Below are 5,035 nucleotides of genomic sequence, written 5' to 3'. Positions count from 1 at the left end.
ACTCGGGCACGTCGGTCTGCTCGCCCCAGGTCTGGGGGCTGGCCGGCGGCAGGTCACAGTACCAGTCGTAGAAGCTCATGCAGACGCCGCCGATCAGCGACAGGTAGCGGCTGCCCGCGGCGTAGCTGACCATGGACATGGCGGGGATCGGCGAGAAGCCGATGATGCGGTCCGGGCCGGACTGCTTGGCGGTATAGACGTTGGAGGCGGCGACCAGCTCGTTGAGCTCGTCCCAGTTGGCCCGCACGAAGCCGCCCATGCCGCGGGCGCGCTTGTACTGCTTGGTCTTGGCCGGATCCTCGACGATGGAGGCCCAGGCGTCCACCGGGTCCTTCTTCTCCTTGAGGGCGTCGCGCCACAGCTTGAGCAGCGGCTTTCTGATCAGCGGGTACTTGAGGCGGTTGGCGCTGTAGAGGTACCAGGAGTAGCTGGCGCCCCGCGGGCAGCCGCGCGGCTCGTGGTTGGGCAGGTCCGGGCGGGTGCGCGGGTAGTCGGTCTGCTGGGTCTCCCAGGTGACCAGGCCGTTCTTGACGTAGATCTTCCAGCTGCAGGAGCCGGTGCAGTTCACCCCGTGGGTGGAACGCACGACCTTGTCATGCTGCCAGCGCTGACGATAGCTGTCCTCCCAGCCGCGCGACTCCTCGCGGGTTTCGCCATGCTCGTTGGCGAAGGGCTCGCGGGCCTTGCGGAAGAAGTTCAGCCGATCAATGAAGTGACTCATGGTCGATCTCCAGGCTTCTTGAAAAGTGGGTGTGACCACCCTGGGCCACCCGGCCTCCCGTGGGGCGCGACACAGTGAACCGCACGCCAGGCAGGAACCTTGCCGATGATTCTGGGCGAACAATCCGAGGATTACTGCCCGGTTACCTCCATATACCGCCCCTCTACCCCCAAGGTGATAGGTCCGGCGAACGCGGGGGATAAGCCCCCGGGATCAGGCCCTCACGCCGCGGTCGCTGGCGTGATCCCAGACCATCACCAGCATGCAGCCGATCAGCGAGGCGTAGAGGAACATGAAGCCGGCGGTGCGGATGCCGACCCACTCGTTGCCCACCACGAAGACCAGCGGCAGCAGGGCGGCGAAGAGCCCCCCCAGGGTCAGCGCCAGCCCCCCCACCAGGGCCATCTCGTCGCGGTGGTCGCGGTGGATCAGGCGCATCAGGCTGCCCTTGCCCACCCCCATGGCCGCGCCCATCAGCGACAGCAGCAGCAGGAAGCCCCACAGCGGCGCCTCGTAGCGCAGCGCGATCGGGCCGTGCACCCCCTCCAACTGCATGACGAAGGGGGGGTAGGAGAGCAGGAACAGGCAGACCAGTACGAAGGCGCTGACCCACCAGCGCAGGGCGCGGAAATCGCGCCGGTCGGCCAGGGCGCCGCCGACCACCTGGCCGATGCCCACCGCCAGGGTGAAGGGCAGCGCGGCCAGCGCCGCCTCCCTGAGGGGAAGCCGGTACTGGGCGCTGAGGTAGGCGGGTAGCCAGAGCGCCAGGGCCACGAAGGTGCCGTAGAAGAAGCTGTAGACCAGCGCGAGACGCCACAGCCGCCAGCTGGCCAGTCGCCGCAGCAGCGCGGCCGGCAGCGGTCGAGGCGGCGCATCCTGTAGCGCGTCTGGCACGTCCGGCTCAGCCTCGCGGTCGTCGGCAAAGAGCCACAGCAGCGCTGCCACCAGCAGTACCGGCAGCAGGTAGAGCAGCGGGGCGGTCCGCCAGCCGTAGGCCTGGCTGATCAGCGGCAGCAGGAGGTAGCTGAGACCGGCGCCCACCATGCCGGCGCCATAGAGCCCCAGCGCCAGGCCGGCGTGGCGCCGCGGGCATAGCCCCGCCACATAGACCAGCCCCGCCGCGAGCGAGCCGGCGCCGAGGCCGAGGCCGGCGCCGGCCAGCAGCAAGTGGTGGTAGTCGCGGGCGTGGGAGAGCCCCCACAGGAAGGGGCAGATCAGCAGCAGGCAGGCGATCATCACCCGCCGCCCGCCTAATCGTTGCGCCAGCAGCGCCATGGGCAGCGCGGCCAGGGCGCCCACCGCCATGGGCATGGCCAGCAGCACGGCGAAGCGCACCTCTCCGAAGCCAAGCAGCGCCTTGAGCTCCACCCCCAGCACCGCGAAGATGGTCCAGCTGGCGAAGACCAGCGCGAAGGCCAGCGGCGAGAGCAGCACGACGACCAGGGGCCGATAGCCCCCGGTCGGCTCCTGGTCGAGCTCTGGGTCGAACTGCTGGGCGGCTGGCATCATCGGGGGCCGGAGAAGGAGTGGGGTCTCGAGAGAGTCTCGGGAGCTCACCCCCGTGGGTCAAAGGGGCATCGGAGGTATGCGTTCTACCCCCATGGGTGTAGTAGACTGGCCGAGACCCCCGACCCATCTCCCCCGACCCATCTCGAGGCGCGATGAAACTGCTGCGACACTCCCTGGTGGCCCGGATCACCGCCTCGCTGCTGGCCATCAGCGCCATGGCGCTGATCAGCATCGTGGTGACCATGACCGTGGCCGCCGGCAGCCGCGGCGACGCCGCCGCCATCAACATGGCCGGCTCGCTGCGCATGAACACCTACCAGATCGTCAACGCCCTGCAGCGCTACGAGCAGCAGCCCGGTGCAGAGACCCGTGCCCGAGTGGCCGAGCTGGCCGAGCGCTTCGAGCAGCGCCTGGCGAGCCCCGAGCTCAACGATGCGCTGCCCCGGACCCAGGACCATGCCCTGCAGCACCAGCACCGCCAGCTCCAGGCGCGCTGGGCCGAGGAGCTGGCCCCCCAGGTCGCGCGGGCGACCGGCGACGTCGCGCCCGACGCCCTGCGCGAGACCCTCGACGGCCTGGTCGCCGAGATCGACGCCATGGTCACCCTGCTCGAGCAGAACAGCGAATCGAAGATCCAGCTGCTCAGCGCCCTGCAGATTCTCTTCCTGGCCCTCACCGCCGTGGTAGTGGTCATCGCCCTCTACGATATCCGCCACAACCTGGTGCTGCCGCTGCGCCACCTGGTGGTGCTGGCCCGGGAGGCTGCCCACCGCAACTTCGACCATCGCACCCGGCTCGCCGGCAACGACGAGCTGGCCCTGCTGGGGCGCACCTTCGACGCCATGGCCGAGGAGCTCGGTGCCAGCTACGCCGAGCTGGAGGCGAGGGTCTCCAGCAAGAAGGCGGAGCTCGAGCGCAGCAACCGCGCCATGCAGGTACTGCATGACGGCAGCCGCGCCCTCTTCGGCGGCGGTAACGACCTCTGCGCCAGCGCCGCCCCCATGCTGCGCCGCCTGGAACAGCTGTTGGGGATCGGCCCGATCCGGCTCTCGCTCCACGATTTCCACGACGACCGCGAGATCCCGATACTGGCCACCCACTCGGCGAGGCGCCCCGAGTACTGCCGCGATCACACCTGTCACGCCTGCCTGCTCGACCCTCAACCACTGACGCTGGAGGACTCCGAGGCCGGCGAGTGCCTGCTGCTGCCGGTGAGCGTGGGCGACCTGATGCTCGGCACCCTGGAGGTCTGGCATCCCGGTGCGACACCGCTGCCCGACAGCGTGAAGCGTCTGCTCAATGCCCTGGCCGACCAGCTGGCCACCGCCGTCTACCTCCAGCGGCGCATCGAGGAGCAGCAGCAGGTCACACTGATGAACGAGCGCACCATCATCGCCCGGGAGCTCCACGACTCCCTGGCCCAGTCGCTCTCCTACCTGAAGATGCAGGTGGCACGGCTCGAGCGCATGCAGGAGAAGGGGGTACCCCAGGAGAGCCAGGCGCCGGTGTTCGACGAGCTGCGCACCGGGCTGGACAGCGCCTACCGCCAGCTGCGCGAGCTGCTCACCACCTTCCGCCTCAAGCTCGAAGGACCGGGGCTGGCCAGCGCCCTTCGCCAGACCGTCGCGGAGTTCGGCGAGCGCCTCGAGACCCGCATCGACCTGACCGTCGACCTGCCACCCCACCTGCTCAACCCCAACGAGGAGATCCACGTGCTTCAGGTGGTCCGGGAGTCGCTGGCCAACGTGGTCAAGCACGCCAACGCCCACTGGGCGGCGGTGTCGGTCACCTTCCGCGCCGCCCGCCTCCACGTCATCGTCGAGGATGACGGGGTAGGCCTTGAGGACGATCGCTCGCCACCCATGCACTATGGGCTGGTGATCATGCGCGACCGCGCCGAGACCCTCGGCGGCGAGCTGACGCTGCGCAATCGCCCCGGGGGCGGCACCCGGGTGGAGCTTGTCTTCACCCCCCAGACGGCGCGCCTGATCAGCCAGCACGTCGGCAAGGCCAGCCGCCCCGCCATCGCCACCGACCACCACGGGAACAGGGAGTAAGCCAGGATGACCGACAAGATCCCCGATACCCCCGCCAGCATCCTGATCATCGACGACCACCCGCTGCTGCGCCGCGGCGTCTCCCAGCTGCTCGAACTGGAAGACGACATGGCGCTGATCGGCGAAGCCGGCGAGCCCGAGGTGGGCATCCGCCTGGCGCTGGAGCTCGACCCCGACATGGTGCTGCTGGACCTCAACATGCCCGGCATGAACGGTATCGAGACCCTGAAGCAGTTGCGCGAGAGGGGCTTCGCCGGCCGGGTGGTGATGTTCACCGTCTCCGACCACGAGGAGGACGTGGTGGCGGCCCTGCAGGCGGGCGCCGACGGCTATCTGCTCAAGGACATGGACCCCGACGAGATGATCCGCCAGCTGCGCCAGGCGTCGCTCGGGCGCATGGTGATCAGCGATAGCCTCACCGCGCTGCTGGCCGGGGCGCTGCGCAGCCAGCGCAGCCAGCCGGCGACGCCGGATATCCACAGCCTGACCCAGCGCGAGCGGGAGATCCTGCGCGAGCTGGCCGGCGGCCTCTCCAACAAGATGATCGCCCGCAAGCTCGACATCACCGAGGGCACGGTGAAGGTCCACGTCAAGCACCTGCTCAAGAAGCTCAACCTGCGCTCACGGGTCGAGGCCGCCGTGTGGGCGGTGCAGGAGGGCATCGACAGGTAGTTCGTAGTCCGATCAGCTGGCTATGCGACGTCAACTACTTTGGCCGCTTGGCGACAATTAAAATGGCCGGTCGGGT

The 5,035-nt window shown here is 69.0% G+C and carries 4 protein-coding genes; 2 read left to right on the top strand and 2 right to left on the bottom strand.

The genetic code is table 11. From position 1 onward, the window contains the following. Together IBX53_RS14500 and IBX53_RS14495 are read right to left on the bottom strand one after the other, a co-directional pair. Positions 1 to 721 (bottom strand): molybdopterin-dependent oxidoreductase (locus IBX53_RS14500; RefSeq protein WP_290910606.1); only part of this gene is annotated, 721 nt, incomplete at its 3' end. Positions 722 to 934: 213 nt separating this feature from the next. After that, on the bottom strand, positions 935 to 2,227 hold the full coding sequence (locus IBX53_RS14495) for an MFS transporter (protein WP_290910603.1): 1,293 nt from the start codon (positions 2,225 to 2,227) through the stop codon (positions 935 to 937). Positions 2,228 to 2,382: 155 nt separating this feature from the next. Here IBX53_RS14495 and IBX53_RS14490 point away from each other — a divergent pair, with 155 nt between their 5' ends. Both IBX53_RS14490 and narL read left to right on the top strand, forming a co-directional pair. After that, positions 2,383 to 4,287: a type IV pili methyl-accepting chemotaxis transducer N-terminal domain-containing protein gene (locus IBX53_RS14490; RefSeq protein WP_290910601.1), complete on the top strand. Its 1,905-nt coding sequence runs from the start codon at positions 2,383 to 2,385 to the stop codon at positions 4,285 to 4,287. Between the two features lie 6 nt (positions 4,288 to 4,293). Continuing rightward, positions 4,294 to 4,959, top strand: coding sequence for a two-component system response regulator NarL (gene narL / locus IBX53_RS14485; RefSeq protein WP_290910597.1), 666 nt, complete (start codon positions 4,294 to 4,296; stop codon positions 4,957 to 4,959). Positions 4,960 to 5,035: the final 76 nt, after the last annotated feature.

It is taken from the genome of Halomonas sp. (assembly GCF_014859505.1).
Classification (GTDB): domain Bacteria; phylum Pseudomonadota; class Gammaproteobacteria; order Pseudomonadales; family Halomonadaceae; genus Halomonas.
This window is presented reverse-complemented; position numbering and strand designations above follow the sequence as displayed.

Bases quoted from the DNA above. Each gene is read 5' to 3' on its own strand.
- IBX53_RS14495 (WP_290910603.1), bottom strand. From the start codon at position 2,227: ATGCCAGCCGCCCAGCAGTTCGACCCAGAGCTCGACCAGGAGCCGACC.
- narL (WP_290910597.1), top strand. From the start codon at position 4,294: ATGACCGACAAGATCCCCGATACCCCCGCCAGCATCCTGATCATCGAC.
- IBX53_RS14490 (WP_290910601.1), top strand. From the start codon at position 2,383: ATGAAACTGCTGCGACACTCCCTGGTGGCCCGGATCACCGCCTCGCTG.